Genomic DNA, 15,955 nt, shown 5'->3' with positions numbered 1-15,955 from the left:
GCGACAAGCGATCAGGACATTCCAATGTACGAATTCAAATATCATCGCCCCGGCACCGTACGGCAGGCCGCCAATCTGCTGGTGAAGAACGAGGACGCCAAGCTGATCGCCGGCGGTCACACGCTGGTGCCGGTGATGAAGCAGCGGCTCGCCAGCCCGCCGCATCTGGTCGACCTCTCCCATATCGAAGGTCTCGACACCATCGAGATGAAGGGCCGCTCGCTGGTGATCGGCGCCACCGCAAAGCACGCCGAGGTCGCGAACTCCGCGATCGTGGGCGAGGCGATCCCGGCGCTGGCCGAGCTCGCCGGCATGATCGGCGATCCCGCCGTGCGCCACCGCGGCACCATCGGCGGCTCGCTCGCCAACAACGACCCGACCGCCGACTATCCGGCTGCGGTGCTGGCGCTGGGCGCGACCATCGTCACCAACAAGCGCCGCCTCAAGGCCGAGGAGTATTTCCAGGGCCTGTTCTCGACCGCGCTCGAGGCTGACGAGATCATCACCAAGGTGATGTTCCCGCTGCCGAAGAAGGCGGCCTATGTGAAATTCCGCAACCAGGCCTCGCGCTACGCGCTGGTCGGTGTGTTCGTCGCCAAGCGTCCGTCCGATGTCCGCGTCGCGGTCACCGGCGCAGGCTCCGACGGCGTGTTCCGCGTTACCGTCTTCGAGGACGCCTTGAAGAAGCGGTTCTCGCACAAGGTGCTCGACGGCATCTCGGTTCCGGCCGATGGGCTCAACAGCGACCTGCACGGCAGTGCGGAATACCGCGCGCATTTGATCGGCGTCCTGACGCGCAGGGCGGTGGAAGCCGCGACCGCCAAGGGCTAAGTACCAAGGCGTGACACTGCTAACCCCTGTTCGAAGACTGGCTGTTCCATGAGTGCATCGGCGTTACCCACTTCCGTCGATGCGCTCGAGGAGCTGTTGACGTCGCGCGGCTACCTCGCCGAACGGTCGCTCGCGACCGTGACCTATCTGGCGCTGCGCATGGGCCGGCCGCTGTTCCTCGAAGGCGAGGCCGGCGTCGGCAAGACCGAAATCGCAAAGGTGTTGTCGGCGGCGCTCGGGCGCAAGCTGATCCGCCTGCAATGCTATGAAGGCCTCGACGTCGCCTCCGCCGTCTACGAGTGGAGCAGCGCGGCGCAGATGATCGCAATTCGGTTGGCGGAGGCCTCCGGCGATACCGATCGCGACCAGCTCGCGAGCGATATTTTCGCCGAGCGTTTCCTGATCAAGCGGCCGCTGTTGCAGGCGCTCGAGCCCGACGTCGCGGGTCCCCCGGTGCTGCTGATCGACGAGCTCGACCGCGCCGACGAGGCGTTCGAGGCGTATCTGCTGGAAATCCTCAGCGACTTCCAGGTGACCATCCCGGAGCTCGGCACCGTGAAGGCGCCTGCGCCGCCGATCGTGATCATCACCTCGAACCGCACCCGCGAGATCCACGACGCGCTGAAGCGGCGCTGCCTCTATCATTGGGTGGACTATCCCATCGCCGAGCGCGAGCTCGCGATCGTCAAGTCGCGGGTGCCAGGTATCTCCGCCAAACTGTCGCAGCAGGTCGTCCGCTTCGTGCAGGCGCTGCGCAACCAGGATTTCTACAAGTCGCCGGGCGTGGCCGAGACCATCGACTGGGCCACCGCGCTGTCGGAGCTCGACGCGCGCTCGCTGACGCCGCAGGTGGTCGGCGACACGCTGGGCGCGCTGCTGAAGTATCAGGACGACATCGCGCGGATGCAGGGCGATGCGTTGCAGAAGACATTGAAGGAAGCGACGAGCGAGACGTAAGGCTCGCGTGTTGCAACATCGTTCGTCATTCCGGGGCGCGCGAAGCGCGAGCCCGGAATCCATACCTACGATTGTGGTTATGGATTCCGGGCCTGCGCCTGACGGCGCATCCCGCAATGACGGGAGTGGATAGTTCGATGCCGATCAACCACCTCGCGCCTCCGACCGGCCACATGGCCGACAACGTGATCGGCTTTGCCCGCGCGCTGCGGGCGGCCGGGCTCCCGGTCGGGCCGGGCTCGGTGATCGATGCGCTCGACGCGCTGCAGCTGATCGAAGTCGGCCACCGCGGCGATTTCTACGCCACGCTGGAAGCGATCTTCGTCAAGCGCCATGAGCATGCGCTGATCTTCCGCCAGGCCTTTGCGCTGTTCTTCCGCGCCGCCGAGGAGTGGAAGAGCATGTTGGATTCGGTGCCGCTGCCGGATCACGCCAAAAAGAAGCCGCCGCCGGCCTCGCGCCGCGTCCAGGAGGCGATGGCGCGGCCGGCGCGGAGCGAGGAGCGGCCGCAGGCCCAGGAGCAGGAGCTGAAACTCTCGGTCTCCGACAAGGAGATCCTGCAGAAGAAGGATTTTGCGCAGATGACCGCGGCCGAGATCGCCGAGGTCGTCAGAGAGATCGCCAAGATGCGGCTGCCGCAGGCCGAGCTCGTCACCCGCCGCTACCAGCCGGACGCGCGGGGACTGCGGCTCGACATGCGTCGCACCGTGCGCAACTCGCTGCGCACCGGCGGCGAGATCATCGATATCCGCAAGCTCGGCCGGATCGAGAAGCCGGCGCCGATCGTGGCGCTGCTCGATATCTCCGGCTCGATGAGCGAGTACACCCGCCTGTTCCTGCACTTCCTGCATGCCATCACCGACGCCCGCAAGCGGGTCTCGGTGTTCCTGTTCGGCACCCGCCTGACCAATGTGACGCGCGCATTACGGGCGCGTGACCCCGACGAGGCGCTGGCGAGCTGCTCGTCCTCGGTCGAGGACTGGGCCGGCGGCACCCGGATCGCGACCTCGCTGCATACGTTCAACCAGCTCTGGGCCCGCCGGGTGCTCGGGCAGGGCGCCATCGTCCTCCTTATATCCGATGGACTAGAACGGGAGGCCGATGCCAAACTGGCCTTCGAGATGGACCGATTGCACCGCTCCTGCCGCCGCCTGATCTGGCTCAACCCGCTGCTGCGCTATTCGGGCTTCGAGGCCAAGGCGCAGGGCATCAAAATGATGTTGCCCCACGTTGACGAATTTCGCCCGGTGCATAACTTGACGTCCATCAAGGGCTTGATCGGGGCGCTGTCGTCGCCGCCGCCGGCGCACCACCGCAGCCTGATCCGCTCTGTAGCCTAAGAAGCCTGACCATAAGCAGGAGGCCACCATGCTGAACCGCGACGAAGACATCCTGCAGGCCGCCGAGACCTGGCAGAAGCAGGGCCATGGCGTGGCGCTCGCCACCGTGGTCGAGACCTGGGGCTCGGCGCCGCGGCCGGCCGGCTCCAGCCTCGTCATCAATGACGACGGCACGTTCTTGGGCAGCGTCTCCGGCGGCTGCGTCGAGGGCGCCGTGGTCACCGAGGCGCTCGACGTGATCGCGAGCGGCCAGCCCAAGATGCTCGAATTCGGCGTCGCCGACGAGACGGCCTGGAATGTCGGCCTGTCCTGCGGCGGCACCATCCGCGTGTTCGTCGAGAAGGTCGGTTAGCCGTGAAACTCGAGGTCCTGAAAGAGCTGAACGCCGAGCGCGCCGCGCGCCGCCCGGTCATCGTCGTCACCGACACCGCCAATGGCGAGCAGCGCCTGGTGAAGGCCGAGGATATCACCGCCGATCCGCTGCGCGCCGAACTGGCAAAACAGCTGCGGATGGGCAAGAGCGGCAATGTCGAGGTATCAGGCAAAAAACTGTTCCTCAACGTCTACGCGCCGACGGCAAAGCTCGTGATCATCGGCGCGGTCCATATCAGCCAGGCCCTGGCGCCGCTGGCGCGCTCGCTCGACTATGACGTGACGGTGGTCGATCCGCGCACCGCGTTTGCGAGCCCGGAGCGTTTCCCCGACGTGCCGCTGGTCGCCGAATGGCCCGACGTCGCGCTGCCGCCGCTCAATGTCGATCACTACACGGCGTTCGTCGCGGTGACGCACGATCCGAAGATCGACGATCCGGCGCTGCTGCACGCCTTCGACCGCGACTGCTTCTATATCGGCGCGCTCGGCTCGCGGAAAACGCACGCCAAGCGCGCCGAGCGGCTGCGGGCGCAGGGCGCCAAGGACAGCGACATCGCGCGCATCCATGCGCCGATCGGCCTCGACATCGGCGCGGTGTCGCCGTCCGAGATCGCGGTTGCGATCATGGCCGAGATCACCGCGCAGCTGCGTCTGCCTCCAAAAGAAAAAGAAGAAGCGGCATGAAGTTCGGTCCCGCCAGTCCGGCCGACGCGATTGGCGGCGTCACCGTGCATACGCTCCGCCAGGGTGCGCTGGTGCTCAAGAAGGGCACCACGATCGGCGAGGCGGAAGTCGAGGCGCTGACCAAAGCCGGTGTCAAGGACGTCGTCGTGGTGCGTCTGGAGAAGGGCGACGTCTCCGAGGACGTTGCGGCCGCCAGCATCGCGCAGGCGGTGGCGGGCGAGGGCGTCAATGTCGAGCGCGCTTTCACCGGCCGCGCCAATCTATTCGCGGCGCGCCCCGGCGTGCTGGTGGTCGATCGCGCCGCGGTCGACCGCATCAACGGCGTCGACGAGGCCATCACCTTTGCCACGCTCGCGGCGTACAAGCCGGTGGTCGAAGGCGAGATGATCGCGACCGTCAAGCTGATCCCGTTCGGCGTCGAGGGCCGGCTGCGCGATGCCGCCGTCGCGGTCGCAGGCCGCGACACGCTGCGGATCGCACCTTATGTGATCAAAAAAGTCGGCGTGGTCTCGACGCTGCTGCCGGGCCTGGCGCCGAAGGTGATCGACAAGACGCTGCGCGTCACCGCCGAGCGGCTCGCGCCCGCCGGTGCGACGATCATTGCCGAGCGCCGCGTGCCGCATGACGAGACCGTGCTCGCGACCGCGATCAAGGAATTGCTTGGCCTGGGGGCCGAGCTCGTCATCGTGTTCGGGGCATCGGCGATCGCCGACCGCCGCGACGTCATCCCGGCCGCGATTACCGAGATCGGCGGCGCGATCGAGCATTTCGGCATGCCGGTCGATCCCGGCAATCTGCTGTTGATCGGCAGCGCCGGCGGCGTGCCGGTGCTCGGCGCGCCGGGCTGCGCGCGCTCGCCGGTCGAGAACGGGTTTGACTGGGTGCTGATGCGGCTGCTCGCCGGCATCAAGGTGACGCGATCGGATCTCACCGGCATGGGCGTCGGCGGCCTGTTGATGGAAATCGTGACGCGGCCGCAGCCGCGCACCGTGCCGGACACCGAAGGCAACCGCAACGTCGCGGCGATCGTGCTCGCGGCGGGACGCTCGACCCGGATGGGCGGCCCGAACAAGCTGCTCGCCGAACTCGACGGCAAGAAGCTCGTGCGCATCGTCGCCGAGCAGGCGCTGGCCTCGAAGGCCTCGGAGGTGATCGTCGTCACCGGGCATCAGGCCGATCTGGTCGAGCAGGCGCTGGCGGACCTCAAGGTGAAGTTCGTCCGCAATCCCGATTTCGCCGGTGGCCTCGCAAGTTCGGTGAAGGCGGGCATCGCGGCGGTCTCCGACGCCGCTGACGGCGCGATCGTCTGCCTCGGCGACATGCCGCTGATCGACGCGCAGCTGATCGACCGCCTGATCGAGACCTTCGAGCCCGACCGCGGTCACCTGATCGCGGTCCCCGTCAGCGAAGGCCGCCGCGGCAATCCGGTGCTGTGGTCGCGGCGCTTCTTCAGGGAATTGATGACGCTCGACGGCGACATCGGCGCCCGTCATTTGATCGCCAAGCATGCCGAGGTGGTCGCCGAGGTCCCGGTCGAAGGCAACAGCGCCTTCCTCGACATCGATACGCCGCAGGCGCTGGAAGCGGCACGGCGGGGATAGCTCCATCCGCCGTCGTCCCGGCCTAGTGCGCAATTGCGCACGGGGGCCGGGACCCATTACCACCGAACGTTGTTGTCGCCGGGGAAGCGGCCCCAGCCTCGCAAGACAATCTGCATTTGTGGTTATGGGTCCCGGCCCCCGTGCGCAATTGCGCACTAGGCCGGGACGACGAGTGGATAGGACTCGCCATCAACCCATCATTCACCATCTGGAAACGACCCCCCGCGTACAGTCCGCGCCGGGTTCTGGGGGATTTCCGCTTGATCATTTCGACTGCCGCCGCGCGGCGTCGCGCGTTGACGATTCTTGTCCTGACATTGCTGGTTGGCGCCACGCGTTTCACCGTGGACAACTTCGTCACCAAGGCGTGGGGAGCCGGTGCGTTCGCGGTCGGCAAATGCGGTGCCTACGGCCAGGCCTATGACTATCCGGCGGAGGGCGCGGCGCGTGCCGCGGCGCTGAAGCAGTGCAAGGGCGACTGCACCACCGTGACCATGAAGCGCGCCTGTGCCGCGCTCGCGATCGACATGAAAAATCCCTGCGGTGCGCACGGCTACGCGGTGGCGCCGAAGATCTCGAGCTCGCTGAATGCCGCGACCAAGAAGTGCTACGACTATGGCGGCAAGGAATGCGTGATCCGCGCCTGGGCGTGCGACGCCAAGGGCTAGCGCCGGCAGACGCTCAGACGGCGCCGTAGAAGTGTCGATATTGCCAGGCGGCGTCGTGCTGCAGTTGGTCTTCAGACCACGATTGGTCTTTGAACCGCGCGACCGACATCGGCGATAGATCGACAGTCGGCTTGCCGTCCACGATCCAGGCCGCAAGCGCCTCACCGACGGTCGGCGAGATCGAGAGGCCGGCGACGTTGCACCCGCTTGCAAAATAGAAGCCGGTCGCACCAGTGGCCGGGCCAAGAATATGATGGCCATCAGCGGTCATCGTCGGAATGCCGCCGCGAAATTCCCGCACCTTGGCGGTTTGCAGGAACGGCAGCTGATCCTTCACCTCATCGGCGGCTGCATGAAGCACCTCGATGTCGAGCGGCATGTCCTTGACGTCGAAGCCGGCCCCGAGCGATTGCATGTCGAAGAAGCGCGGCGTTTCCTCGTAGACACCCCAGAGGAAACCGCCCTGACACGGGCGCGTATACACGGCGGCATCCATGATGCGGATCATCGGCAAGTCGGCACGTGCGCCATCCAGGGGCTCGGTGACGATCAATTGCTGCCGGGTCGGCACCAGCGGCACGCGGATCCCGCTTGCCTCCGCGACCTGCCGCGTCCACGCACCGGCGGCATCGACGACAACAGGACTTTCAATGACGCCGTTCGCCGTGGTCACGCCGATCACGTTGCCGCCGACGATGTTCACGGCGCGTACGTCGGTCTTCGGCAGCAAGGTCACGCCTTGGGCCGCCGCGGCTCTGGCGAAACCGACAGCAACCTGCGCCGGGTCGAAATACCGGTCGTCGCCGATCCGCATCGCTGCGACGACACCCGTCGGATACAAAAGCGGATTGAGACGGCTCGCCTCTTCCGGAGAGATCAGCTCGACGTCGAGGCCGGTGCGGCGCCCGCGCTCAAGGTCGTCCTCGATCACTTCGGCGTCCTGTGGCCGGCGTGCGATCTTCAAGCTGCCCGAATGCACCCAGTCGAGCGGCTGGCCGGTTTCTTCGGTGAACGCCTCGATCTTGCGGCAGGCGTCCTTGATGAGGCCAATCATCAGGTCGCTCTTGCGAACGCAGCTCACCATGCCCGCTGCACGGGGCGAGGTTTGCGATCCGATCTCATGCTTGTCGACGAGAGCGACGCTGAGACCTCCACGCTTGCTCAAGTAATACGCCGTGGCCGCGCCCAATCCGCCCGAACCAATAACAACAACATCGGCCTTGCTGATCATGATGCAATGCCCCGAAATATGCTGTGGTCATCAAACCCGCGGAGCTTACTACGCGGCGCAGGAACTGCCTATTGCTTTCCTGGCCGGCGCGTCCGGGCCTGCGACGCCAGGCTAGCCGCATGGCTAGCGGTCGACATGCGCATAGATCTTCTTCGCCGCAGCGATGTCTGCCTCGCCCGCCGCAACATCGCCCTGCTGGCGTTTGGTGATGCCACGCCAGTACAGCGCCGCGGCGGAGGCCGGTTGCAGCCGGAGCGCTGAATCGAATTCGGCGACCGCATTGTCGTATTTGCCGGTCGCCAGAAACACGATGCCGCGGCCGATCAACGCGAGATCGAAGTCGGGCGCCAGCGCGGCCGCCTTGCTGTAGTCGGCGAGCGCATGGTCGTAATCCTTCCGCACCAGAAAGATGTCGCCGCGCGCGCCGACCGCAAAGGCATCGTCGGGCTCGAGCCGGATCACCTGCTCGATATCGGCAAGGCTGCGGTCGAGATCGCCGGTCTGCGCATAGGCCTGGGCGCGGTAGGTGAGGGCTTTTGCAAAATCCTTTCCAGCCAGCTTGCCTGACGCGATCACAGCGCTGCATCCTGCGATCTGCGCCTCCCACGCGATATCGGGCTTTCCGGTGCATTTGTCATTCAGCACGGCCTCGGCGCGCACGGAGATCGCGGGCCACGCGAGCGCGAGGACGGTGCAGATCATCCAGGCGGAAGACTTTGACGAACGGCGTTTCGCCATCGATGAGGTCCGAATGACAAGGTTCGGGCATCGCGAAGCCGCATGCCCACCCCTTTGTCGCGGACGCGGAATGGCGGGTTCAGGGAATTGGTGCTGGAGCATCCACAACTGCGCTGTTCAGTTCTCGCCAACGTGCTGGCCAGCGGCATAGACATGGCACGCGCTGTCCTTGTTGGAGCACTCCGCGATGGCATTGTCGCGCGCTTCGGCGACCGTCCTGCCGTTGCTGGAGCCGCAGCCGCCCTTGTCGTCGACGGCAAAGGCCTTGGCATCGCTGCGATAGCTTGTGTAGCGGGCAAACATCTTCTGGCAGCCCGGCGAAAGACCGGGCGGTGCAGGAAGCGCGGTGGGCTCCGGCAGATCGATCGCAGCCGCGCTTGGCAGCTTCAGCTCGGCCAGGAACGGTTCGACGATCGGCAGCCATCTGCTGGCCGCGCCCTCGGTCACGAGGTCGTGGCCGTTTTTGCCGAACGGCGGCAGGATCTGCAATCGCGCCGGCGCCCCGCCCGCGGTGTAGGCGGCGAACATCTGGTGCACCAGATCAGGGCCGTAGAATTGGTCGTTTTCGGCGTAGAGCCACAGCGCGGGCACGCGCACAGCTCGGCTTAGCGCCGCCACGGTTTCGACGAGACGCTCAGGCGCACAAGGTTCGTCTGGCTTGACCGTTGACTGGTAACCGCCGTCGAAGTTCAGGATACCCACGACCCCGGCCGGATTGCGCTCCGCCGCGGCGAGCATGGTCAGCCCGCCGGTGGAGTGTCCGAGCAGCAGGATGTGATCGCCGTTGACCCAGGGCTCGTTGCGCACGGCTGACATCGCCTCGATGACATCGTCGGCGCCGATGCGCACCCCTGAAGTGTAGTCGCAGGGCGCAGGCAGTCCCTCCGAATAGCCGCCGCCCGATCGTCCGAAGCCGCGGCGCATGATGGAGAGCGTCGCGTAGCCGCGCCGCGCCAGTGCGATAGCGGCGAGGTTGAAGCTGATCGGCGTGCGCCGAGTGATCTTGTCGAAGAAGCCCTCGCCACCGCTCGGCGTGCCATGCGTCATGATCACCAGCGGAAACCGGCCGGGCCGATCCGGGCGAATGACGTAGGCGTCGAGCGTCAGGTCCTTGCCGGAGATGTTGACGGGCAACAGCAGCGGCGCGGCGATCAGGCCGGGCAGCAGGCCGCGGTCCTCGGCATGCGCGACGGTGACGAACGACAGCAGCAGCGCGAGCAAAATTCGCATGTCAAACCCTCAGGGCAGGGGCCGCGAGCGAGCCTTATCATGGAGCCGCGCGATGCAGCGAGCAGAAAGGAGCGTCCGGCTGGTGCGAATATGAAGGCAAGGTTTGCATCGACGGGACTGGCCTGAAGCGGCGCGTTGCCGCTAAACTCCCGCGATGCAGTTCGACACCAAGATCGCGGTCGTGATCCGCACCGACCTGGAAGTCTGGCAGAAGCTCAACGTGGCGTCCTTTCTTGCCGGCGGCATCGCAGCTTCCTTCCCTGAATGTATCGGCGACAATTACGAGGACGGCTCGGGGACCAGATATCTCTCCCTGATCGGCCAGCCGATCCTGATCTACGGCGCCGACCGCGCGCAGCTGTCACGGGCGCTGGAACGCGCGCTGGCGCGCGACGTGCGGCCGGCGCTCTACACCGAGGACATGTTCAGGACCACGCATGACGCCGCCAACCGCGAGGTAGTGAAGGCGGTCGCACGCACCGAGCTCAACCTGGTCGGTCTCGCTTTTCGCGCCGAGCGCAAGGTGGTCGACAAGATCCTCGACGGGCTGAAGTTTCACACGTAGCGGACAGCGCACGTAGGACAGGTGGAGCGACTTGTCCGCCGTAGCTCGGAGAGCGAAGGCGGAAGCGAAACCCATCGATTCATGTCCGCGGCGCAGATGATGGGTATCGCTTCGCACAAGCCGCGCCGCATATTCGGTGTCGTCCCGGCCTTGTGCGCAATTGCGCACGGGGGGCTGGGACCCATTACCATAAATGCGAATTGTTGGGTGACGCTGGGGCAACAGCCTGTTTCCAACAACACAACCCTGTGGTTATGGGTCCCGGCCCCCCGTGCGCAATTGCGCACTAGGCCGGGACGACGGTGGCGTGTGCGGAGAAAGTCGGGCGACGAATGCGAAGCTGCATTCTCATCCACAACTGTCATCGCCCGGCTTGACCGGGCGATCCAGTACGCCGCGGCTTCTGGACTCAAGCACTGGCGTCTCTGGAATACTGGATCACCCGCATGCGCGGGTGATGACGCCGAACAATGACGGCGAGAGATGGGGTTCAGGCGCGTCCTGACGACCTGCCGCCGGATAGGAACACTTAACGTCACGGGACGCCTTCTTCCATCATATTGACAATGACTGACCAGTCAGTCATAATATGAGCATGACCAAGCGCATGAAAACATCGACCCGCACCCCGTCTGCCAGGCGCCGGACCACGATCCGGGCCGCCGCGGCGAGGGTCCCGAAGGTGGCCTCGGCCAAACTGTCCGAGCCGAAGCCAGTCGCGAACCGTGCCGAGAAATCGGCGGAGCGGCGGGCGGCGATCGTCGAGGCGGCGATGGACGAGTTCATTGCCCGCGGCTTTGCCGCGACCCGGCTCGACGACGTCGCCAAACGGGCGGGCGTCGCCAAGGGCACGCTCTACCTCTACTTCAAGGACAAGGAATCGATGTTCGAGGAGCTGATCCGCACCGCGCTGGTGCCGCTGATCAGCCGCATGACCGCGCTTCCGACCATCAAGGGTCCCGTGCGCGACGCGGTGGAGGGATTTGCCGAGACCTTCATCCGCGAGGTCGTGGCGACCCGCCGCGGCGACATCATCCGCCTGATTGTTTCGGAAGGGCCGCGCTTTCCGGCGATCGCCGATTTCTATTTCCGCGAGGTGGTGTCGAAGGGCCTCGCCGGCATGCGGGCGCTGGTCCAGCTCGCGATCACGCGCGGCGAGATCAAGCACCGGGAGCTCGGGCAATTTCCGCAGCTGGTCGTCGCGCCCGCGATCGTCGCAGTGATCTGGCAGAGCCTGTTTGCCCGGCATGCACCGCTCGACGGGCTCGCGATGTTCAAGGTGCATCTCGATCTGATCTTCGGCGAACGGAGGACAACATGACCTCGCCGCGCATGATGAAGCTGGTGACCGTGGTCGCGCTGGCGGCGGCGCTCGCCGGTTGCCAGGAAAAGCGGGATCCCGGCTTCCAGGGCTGGGTCGAAGCCGACATGATCTTCGTCAGCCCCGATGAATCCGGCCGCGTGATCAAGCTCAATGTGCGCGAGGGCGACGAGGTCAAGCCCGGCGATCAGCTCTATTCGGTCGATGACGATTTGCAGCGCGCCGATCTCAACCAGAACAACGCGACACTGGCGAACGCCCAGCAGAGCTACGACCGCGCGGCCTCGCTGCGCGGCACCGGTGCCGGCACCCAGGCCAATCTGGATGCCACGCTCTCGGCGCTGCGCGTCGCCGAGGCCCGCGTCGTGAGCTCGCAGACCCGGCTCGATCGCCGCAAGGGCTTTGCGCCGATCGCAGGCGCGATCCAGCAGATCTATTTCCGTGAGGGCGAGATGGTGCAGGCGCAGCGGCCGGTGCTGTCGATCATGCCGCCCGGCAACATGAAGCTGCGCTTCTTCGTGCCGGAGGCCGAGTTGCCGAAGCTCGCGCTCGGCGACGAGGTGAGGGTGACCTGCGACAATTGCGCCGCCGATCTCACCGCAAAAATCTATTTCATCGCCACCACGGCGGAGTACACGCCGCCGGTGATCTACAGCCTCGATGAGCGCAACAAGCTGGTCTATCTGATCCAGGCGCGGCCGAGCCGGCCCGATGTGCTGCGCGTCGGCCAGCCGATCAGCATCTACCTCAACCCCAAGAACAATCCCAAGACGCCGTTGGCGGACCGCAGATGAACAGCGGCCCGACCAGCGCGCGGCCCAACGCATCCGGCATCGCCATCGATGTGAAGGGCCTCAGCAAATCGTTCGGCGGGCGAGAGGTCGTCCATGACCTCTCGATGCAGGTCAAGCGCGGCTCGATCTACGGCTTCCTCGGTCCGAACGGCAGCGGCAAGACCACGACCATCCGCATCCTGTGCGGCCTGTTGACGCCCGACAGCGGCGAGGGCACCTGCCTCGGCTACGATATCCGGCGCGATGCCGACAAGATCAAGCGCAAGGTCGGCTACATGACGCAGCGCTTCAGCCTCTACCAGGATCTGTCGGTGCGCGAGAACCTGGAATTCGTGGCGCGGCTCTACGGCATGCCGGATGCGCGTGGCGCCGCGCGCGACATGATCGCACGCATCGGCCTCAAGGGCCGCGAGGACCAGCTCGCCGCCAATCTGTCCGGCGGCTGGAAGCAGCGGCTGGCGCTCGGCGCCTGCACGCTGCCCAATCCGCAATTGCTGCTGCTGGACGAGCCGACCGCGGGCGTCGATCCCAAGGCGCGGCGCGACTTCTGGAACGAGATCCACGCGCTCGCCGCCGACGGCCTCACCGTGCTGGTCTCGACCCATTACATGGACGAGGCCGAGCGCTGTCACGAGATCGCCTATATCGCCTACGGTCACCTGCTCGCGCACGGCACGGTGGACGAGGTGATCGCAGCCTCCGCGCTGTCGACCTGGACGGTAACGGGCGAGGATTTCAACGGGCTGATGACCGAGCTCACCGGCAAGCCCGGCGTCGACATGGTGGCGCCGTTCGGCACCAGCCTGCACGTCTCCGGCCGCGACAAGGCCGCGCTCGAGGCCGCCATCGCGCCCTATCGCGACAATCCGAAGTGGCGCTGGCAGCCGAGCGAGCCGTCGCTCGAAGACGTCTTCATCGACCTGATGGGGCGCTCCAAGGACAATTTTCAAGGATAGGTTCCGATGAGCGCAGCGGATACGATCCACAATGACGAGACCAGGGAGCCGGCATTCGGCTTCTGGCGGCGCAGCTACGCGATGCTGGTCAAGGAATTCATCCAGCTTCGCCGCGATCGCGTCTCGTTCGCCATGATCATCATGCTGCCGGTGATGCAGCTGACGCTGTTCGGCTACGCCATCAACACCACGCCGCGCAATCTGCCGACCGCGGTGCTGACCCAGGAGGACAGCGATCTCGGGCGTTCGATCCTGAAGGCGATGCAGAACACCGCCTATTTCCATTTCACCCGCGAGGTCCACACCGTCGCGGAGTTCGACGATCTCCTGCAATCCGGCAAGGTGCTGTTCGGGGTCGAGATCCCGCGCGGCTTCGAGCGCGCGGTACGGCGCGGCGACAAGCCGGCGCTGCTGGTCGCGGCCGACGCCACCGACCCGGTGGCGTCGGGCTCGGCGCTCGGCGCGCTCGGGCCGCTGGTGCAGTCGGCGCTGGCGCATGACCTGCACATCGGCGATCCGCCGGAGATGCCGTTCGAGATCCGCGCCCATGCCCGCTACAACCCGGCGGCGGACTCGCGCCTCAACATCGTGCCCGGCCTGGTCGGGACCATCCTGACCATGACCATGCTGATCTTCACAGCGCTGTCGGTGACGCGCGAGATCGAGCGCGGCACCATGGAGAGCCTGCTGTCAATGCCGATCAAGCCGGTCGAGGTGATGTTCGGCAAGATCATCCCCTATGTGCTGGTCGGCTTCATCCAGGCCACGCTGATCATCGCCATCGGCATCGTGCTGTTCGGCGTGCCGATCCTCGGCAGCCTCACGCTGCTGGCGCTGCTCACCACGCTGTTCATCACCACCAATCTATCGATCGGCTACACTTTCTCGACCATCGTGCAGAACCAGCTGCAGGCGATGCAGCTCTCGATGATGTTCTTCCTTCCGAGCATCCTGCTGTCCGGTTTCATGTTTCCGTTCGCGGGCATGCCGGTCTGGGCGCAATATATCGGCGAGGGGCTGCCGCTGACCCATTTCGTCCGCATCGTCCGCGCCATCATGCTGAAGGGCGCCGCCATGCAGAACCTGCAATACGACACCATCGCGCTGGCCGCCCTGATGCTGTTCGCCATGACGGTGGCCGTGACGCGCTTCCGCCGCACGCTTGATTGAGGCAGAATGGACGTGACAATTCATTCCGGGGCGCCTCGAAGAGGCGAACCGCAGATGCGCAATTGCGCATCGGGGAATCTCGAGATTCCGGGTTCGCTTCGCGCCCCGGAATGACGGGCGAGGGGAAATGGCCGGGTTCTGGGGTAGTAACGACAGCGCGGGAAGCGGCGCGACCGTCGCAACGGACTTCCATCACGCCCTGATGCGCGAGGTGATGACCACCGAGCTGCTCCGCATCAAGGTGCTGATCGCCATCGCCGCAGGATTCTCGGTGATCACCTGCACGATCTACTTCATTGCCCCCGAAGCGCTGGTCCGGGTGTGGCACGGCAATTTCAAGCCGTCTTATCTCTATTCCGTCATCGCGCCGTTCATCCTGTTCGAATTGTGGGTGCATGGCGCGATCACCAGGCACATGAAGCAGGATCGCGACCTGCCGGTGTTCAGGCGCTATGTCGGCGCCCTGATCGAGACGTCGATGCCCACCGTCGCGCTTGCGCTGCACATCGACAGCATGGGCCCTGTCGCGGCGCTCGGCTGGGTCGCACCGCTGGTCTATTTCATTTTTATCATCGCCTCGACCTTGCGGCTCGATTTCTGGCTGTCGGCGTTCACCGGCTTCGTCGCGGCCTCGCAGCTGTTCTGGATGGCGATGTATTATCGCCCCGAGGGGACGCTCGATCCCGCGCCGGATTTCTTCTACCACGCCGCGCGCAGCGTCGTGATTCTGGTCTCGGGCATCCTTGCCGGCGCCGTCGGCCGGCAACTGCGGCTTCAGTTTGGCGCCAGCATCATGGCTGCCACCGCGCGCGACCGCATTACCAACCTGTTCGGCCAGCACGTCTCGCCGCAGGTGGTCGAACGTTTGATGACGGAAGGCGCCTCGACCGGGAGCGACATCCGGCGCGTCGCCGTGATGTTCGTCGATTTCCGCAGCTTCACCGCCGGCGCGCGCACGCGCTCGCCGCAGGAGGTGGTTGATAGGCTCGACGGCGCCTTTGCCGTGCTGGTCGAGATCCTCGATCGGCATGGCGGCATCGTGAACAAGTTTCTGGGCGACGGCTTTCTCGCGCTGTTCGGCGCGCCGTTCGAGGCCGGCGACGCCGCGCATCAGGCGGTCGCCGCGGCCCGCGAAATGCTCGCGGCCAATGAACGCACCAACGCAGCGTCGAGCTGGCCGCTGCGCATCGGGATCGGCATCCATATCGGCGAGGTCGTGGCTGGCAATATCGGCTCGCCGCGGCGCAAGGAATACACCGTGATCGGCGACACCGTGAATTTCGCCGCGCGGCTCGAGGCGCTCAATAAGGAGCTCGGCTCGCAGTTTTTGATCTCGTCCGCGGTGCGCGACGCGCTCGGCGAGGAGTGCAAGGACGCCGTCTCGCGCGGCGAGATCCCGGTGCGGGGGTACGAGCACCCGGTGCCGGTCTGGCAGCTGGGGTAGGGCTAGGACGCTGCATTCAAATAGCCTGAGGTATTTAGGTAGTGATTGACGTC

Annotated in this window: 16 protein-coding genes; 13 read left to right on the top strand and 3 right to left on the bottom strand. The window is 65.7% G+C overall.

The window, feature by feature from the left end; genetic code table 11:
* Positions 1-24: 24 nt before the first annotated feature.
* The 7 genes from K359_RS0123945 (at position 25) to K359_RS0123915 (ending at position 6,453) form a co-directional block, all read left to right on the top strand.
* On the top strand, positions 25-831 hold the full coding sequence (locus tag K359_RS0123945) for a xanthine dehydrogenase family protein subunit M (RefSeq protein WP_029081611.1): 807 nt from the start codon (positions 25-27) through the stop codon (positions 829-831).
* 48 nt (positions 832-879) lie between these two features.
* Entirely contained in the window at positions 880-1,788 is a 909-nt protein-coding gene (locus tag K359_RS0123940) for a MoxR family ATPase (RefSeq protein ID WP_029081610.1), read from the top strand.
* Between the two features lie 137 nt (positions 1,789-1,925).
* On the top strand, positions 1,926-3,128 hold the full coding sequence (locus tag K359_RS0123935; protein WP_029081609.1) for a VWA domain-containing protein: 1,203 nt from the start codon (positions 1,926-1,928) through the stop codon (positions 3,126-3,128).
* Positions 3,129-3,156: 28 nt separating this feature from the next.
* On the top strand, positions 3,157-3,480 hold the full coding sequence (locus K359_RS0123930) for an XdhC family protein (RefSeq protein WP_021077800.1): 324 nt from the start codon (positions 3,157-3,159) through the stop codon (positions 3,478-3,480).
* A gap of 2 nt (positions 3,481-3,482) precedes the next feature.
* A complete protein-coding gene (locus K359_RS0123925; RefSeq protein WP_029081608.1) occupies positions 3,483-4,184 on the top strand; it encodes an XdhC family protein in 702 nt (233 codons plus the stop codon).
* Positions 4,181-5,785, top strand: a complete 1,605-nt coding sequence (locus K359_RS0123920) for an NTP transferase domain-containing protein (protein ID WP_029081607.1) — start codon at positions 4,181-4,183, stop codon at positions 5,783-5,785. The genes K359_RS0123925 and K359_RS0123920 overlap by 4 nt, the downstream gene beginning before the upstream one ends.
* A gap of 263 nt (positions 5,786-6,048) precedes the next feature.
* Entirely contained in the window at positions 6,049-6,453 is a 405-nt protein-coding gene (locus K359_RS0123915) for a DUF4189 domain-containing protein (protein WP_371261179.1), read from the top strand.
* A 13-nt stretch (positions 6,454-6,466) separates the two neighbouring features.
* Here K359_RS0123915 and K359_RS0123910 read toward each other — a convergent pair whose 3' ends face one another.
* The 3 genes from K359_RS0123910 to K359_RS0123900 form a co-directional block, all read right to left on the bottom strand.
* Positions 6,467-7,684 carry an FAD-binding oxidoreductase gene (locus K359_RS0123910; RefSeq protein WP_029081605.1) on the bottom strand — a complete coding sequence of 406 codons (1,218 nt, stop codon included), beginning with the start codon at positions 7,682-7,684 and terminating at the stop codon, positions 6,467-6,469.
* Positions 7,685-7,807: 123 nt separating this feature from the next.
* A complete protein-coding gene (locus K359_RS0123905) occupies positions 7,808-8,422 on the bottom strand; it encodes a tetratricopeptide repeat protein (protein WP_165124427.1) in 615 nt (204 codons plus the stop codon).
* Between the two features lie 117 nt (positions 8,423-8,539).
* Positions 8,540-9,652, bottom strand: coding sequence for a S9 family peptidase (locus tag K359_RS0123900; RefSeq protein ID WP_029081603.1), 1,113 nt, complete (start codon positions 9,650-9,652; stop codon positions 8,540-8,542).
* 154 nt (positions 9,653-9,806) lie between these two features.
* Between K359_RS0123900 and K359_RS0123895 the strand changes: the two genes are divergently transcribed.
* The 6 genes from K359_RS0123895 (at position 9,807) to K359_RS0123870 (ending at position 15,902) form a co-directional block, all read left to right on the top strand.
* Positions 9,807-10,217, top strand: a complete 411-nt coding sequence (locus K359_RS0123895; RefSeq protein WP_029081602.1) for a DUF2000 family protein — start codon at positions 9,807-9,809, stop codon at positions 10,215-10,217.
* A gap of 607 nt (positions 10,218-10,824) precedes the next feature.
* On the top strand, positions 10,825-11,538 hold the full coding sequence (locus K359_RS0123890) for a TetR/AcrR family transcriptional regulator (protein WP_245284705.1): 714 nt from the start codon (positions 10,825-10,827) through the stop codon (positions 11,536-11,538).
* Positions 11,535-12,332 carry an HlyD family secretion protein gene (locus K359_RS0123885; protein WP_051346332.1) on the top strand — a complete coding sequence of 266 codons (798 nt, stop codon included), beginning with the start codon at positions 11,535-11,537 and terminating at the stop codon, positions 12,330-12,332. Before K359_RS0123890 ends, K359_RS0123885 begins: the two co-directional genes overlap by 4 nt.
* Entirely contained in the window at positions 12,329-13,288 is a 960-nt protein-coding gene (locus K359_RS0123880) for an ABC transporter ATP-binding protein (protein WP_029081599.1), read from the top strand. The genes K359_RS0123885 and K359_RS0123880 overlap by 4 nt, the downstream gene beginning before the upstream one ends.
* A gap of 6 nt (positions 13,289-13,294) precedes the next feature.
* Positions 13,295-14,458 carry an ABC transporter permease gene (locus K359_RS0123875; protein WP_029081598.1) on the top strand — a complete coding sequence of 388 codons (1,164 nt, stop codon included), beginning with the start codon at positions 13,295-13,297 and terminating at the stop codon, positions 14,456-14,458.
* A 127-nt stretch (positions 14,459-14,585) separates the two neighbouring features.
* Positions 14,586-15,902 carry an adenylate/guanylate cyclase domain-containing protein gene (locus K359_RS0123870; protein ID WP_029081597.1) on the top strand — a complete coding sequence of 439 codons (1,317 nt, stop codon included), beginning with the start codon at positions 14,586-14,588 and terminating at the stop codon, positions 15,900-15,902.
* The last annotated feature ends 53 nt before the right edge of the window (positions 15,903-15,955 follow it).

It is taken from the genome of Bradyrhizobium sp. th-b2 (genome assembly GCF_000426785.1).
Classification (GTDB): Bacteria; Pseudomonadota; Alphaproteobacteria; order Rhizobiales; family Xanthobacteraceae; genus Bradyrhizobium; species Bradyrhizobium septentrionale.
The sequence above is the reverse complement of the archived record's forward strand: the minus strand, read 5'-3'. Positions and strand labels throughout refer to the sequence as shown.

Coding starts and splice junctions, on each gene's coding strand:
- K359_RS0123945 (WP_029081611.1), top strand. CDS start 25: ATGTACGAATTCAAATATCATCGCCCCGGCACCGTACGGCAGGCCGCC.
- K359_RS0123940 (WP_029081610.1), top strand. CDS start 880: ATGAGTGCATCGGCGTTACCCACTTCCGTCGATGCGCTCGAGGAGCTG.
- K359_RS0123935 (WP_029081609.1), top strand. CDS start 1,926: ATGCCGATCAACCACCTCGCGCCTCCGACCGGCCACATGGCCGACAAC.
- K359_RS0123930 (WP_021077800.1), top strand. CDS start 3,157: ATGCTGAACCGCGACGAAGACATCCTGCAGGCCGCCGAGACCTGGCAG.
- K359_RS0123920 (WP_029081607.1), top strand. CDS start 4,181: ATGAAGTTCGGTCCCGCCAGTCCGGCCGACGCGATTGGCGGCGTCACC.
- K359_RS0123910 (WP_029081605.1), bottom strand. CDS start 7,684: ATGATCAGCAAGGCCGATGTTGTTGTTATTGGTTCGGGCGGATTGGGC.
- K359_RS0123905 (WP_165124427.1), bottom strand. CDS start 8,422: ATGGCGAAACGCCGTTCGTCAAAGTCTTCCGCCTGGATGATCTGCACC.
- K359_RS0123900 (WP_029081603.1), bottom strand. CDS start 9,652: ATGCGAATTTTGCTCGCGCTGCTGCTGTCGTTCGTCACCGTCGCGCAT.
- K359_RS0123895 (WP_029081602.1), top strand. CDS start 9,807: ATGCAGTTCGACACCAAGATCGCGGTCGTGATCCGCACCGACCTGGAA.
- K359_RS0123890 (WP_245284705.1), top strand. CDS start 10,825: ATGAAAACATCGACCCGCACCCCGTCTGCCAGGCGCCGGACCACGATC.
- K359_RS0123885 (WP_051346332.1), top strand. CDS start 11,535: ATGACCTCGCCGCGCATGATGAAGCTGGTGACCGTGGTCGCGCTGGCG.
- K359_RS0123880 (WP_029081599.1), top strand. CDS start 12,329: ATGAACAGCGGCCCGACCAGCGCGCGGCCCAACGCATCCGGCATCGCC.
- K359_RS0123875 (WP_029081598.1), top strand. CDS start 13,295: ATGAGCGCAGCGGATACGATCCACAATGACGAGACCAGGGAGCCGGCA.
- K359_RS0123870 (WP_029081597.1), top strand. CDS start 14,586: ATGGCCGGGTTCTGGGGTAGTAACGACAGCGCGGGAAGCGGCGCGACC.